The sequence below is a fragment of the Banduia mediterranea genome, from assembly GCF_031846245.1.
Classification (GTDB): Bacteria; Pseudomonadota; Gammaproteobacteria; order Nevskiales; family Nevskiaceae; genus Banduia; species Banduia mediterranea.
In genome coordinates this window covers 1-1,840 of sequence record NZ_JAVRIC010000051.1, presented here as the reverse complement: position 1 = coordinate 1,840, position 1,840 = coordinate 1, and the positions used below count along the sequence as shown (strand labels likewise).

1 protein-coding gene is annotated in these 1,840 nt (G+C 63.2%); it reads left to right on the top strand.

Translation table 11 applies throughout. The features are described from left to right. Positions 1-137 precede the first annotated feature (137 nt). Positions 138-1,784 (top strand): cyclohexanecarboxylate-CoA ligase, encoded by a 1,647-nt coding sequence (locus tag RM530_RS18275; RefSeq protein ID WP_311366702.1) that lies wholly within the window; start codon positions 138-140, stop codon positions 1,782-1,784. Positions 1,785-1,840: the final 56 nt, after the last annotated feature.

The following is a 1,840-nucleotide window of genomic DNA, read 5'->3' as shown; positions in this document are numbered from 1 at the left end:
TTCGGATGCATCCATCTTGCTTCTCCTTCGGTGATGTCCACCCGGACTTGGGTGTGAAGGAGAAGGTGCCTGCTTCGGCGCCCTATTTCTTGTCCCGTCGTTCCTGCCGCGTAGCGGCTTCGTTCAAAGGAGACAACATGATCGAACCCCAACTGAGCCCCCAACTGGTTCAACAAGCCCGGGCCAGCGGCCACTGGCACAACAAGACCCTGCTTGACTTCTTGGACGAAGTCGCGCCCGGCCGCCTCGACAAAGTGGCCGTGACCGACCTCAACAGCATGACCGGGCAGGCGACCACCTTGTCGTACCGGCAACTGCTGCGCCTGTCCAAACGCATCGCGCTCGGTCTGGCGGCGCTGGGTGTGGAGCGTGGCGACGTGGTGTCGTACCAGCTGCCCAACTGGTGGCAGTTTGTGGCACTGCACCTGGCCTGCCTGCGCATCGGCGCGGTCACCAACCCGGTGATGCCGATCTTCCGCCACCGCGAGTTGACCTTCATGCTGGGGCTGGCCGAATCGAAGGTCATGATCGCACCGCGCGAGTTTCGCGGTTGTGACCATGCCGCAATGCTGCGCGAGATTCAGCCGGCGCTGCCGCAGCTCAAGCATATTTTTGCGATTGGCGGCGAAGGCGAGATGTCGTTCGAGAAGCACTTCATCGAGCGCCGCTGGGAGCAGGAAACGCCCAATGCTGAACAGTTGTTCGCCGAGCGTCGCCTGCGCCCCGACGAGGTGTTGCAGCTGCTGTACACCTCCGGCACCACCGGTGAGCCCAAGGGCGCGCTGCACACCTCCAACACCCATTTCGCGAACATCGTCGAGATCGTCAAGCGTTGCGGCCTGACCGCCGAGCATGTGTGCTTCATGCCCTCGCCGATGGCGCACCAGACGGGTTTTGCCATCGGCATGGAACTGCCGCTGATGCTGGGCGCCAAAATGGTGCTGCAAGACATCTGGGAGCCGAAACTGGGCCTGACGCGGATTCAGGACGAAGGCGTGACCTTCATGATGGCGGCCACCCCCTTTCTGGCCGACCTGACGGATCATCCGGACCTGCCACGCTATGACATTTCCACGCTGGGTGTTTTCATCTCGGCTGGCGCGCCCATCCCCCGCACACTGGTCGAGCGTGCCACTGAGCGCCTGAAGGCGCACATCGTGTCGGCATGGGGCATGACAGAGAATATCCTGGTCACCGGCACACGACTGGACGATGTGCCCGAGAAGGTGTTCGGCACCGACGGCGTGCCAGTGCCGGGCATGGAAATCCGCGTCGTCGATGCCTCGGGGCAGGCGCTGGCCGTGGACCAGGAGGGCGAGCTGCAATCGCGGGGGCCGAGCCACTTCGTGGGCTACCTCAAGCGCCCCGAACGCTACGACATGGATGCGCAGGGCTGGTTCAAGACCGGCGACCTGGCGCGCATCGACACCGACGGCTACGTGCGCATCACTGGCCGGGCCAAGGACATCATCATCCGGGGCGGAGAGAACGTGCCGGTGGTCGAGGTCGAGCAGATGCTGCACCGCCATCCGGCCATCCAGATGGCCGCCGTGGTCGGCGTGCCCGATGCGCGTCTGGGTGAGCGCGCTGTGGCCTATGTCACGCTCAAGCCCGGCCACGGGCTCACGCTCGACCAGATGAAGCACTTTCTTGAAGAGCAGCGCATAACCAAGCAGTACTGGCCGGAAACGTTGAATATTCTGGACGACTTGCCGTGCACACCCAGCGGAAAGATTCAGAAGTTCCGCTTGCGCGAGATGGCGCGTGGTGAAAACCAGGGTTAGTTCGTTCTCTCGCCACGCCAACCCTGCGGCCGGCAGCGCCGGACAATAATAAAGGG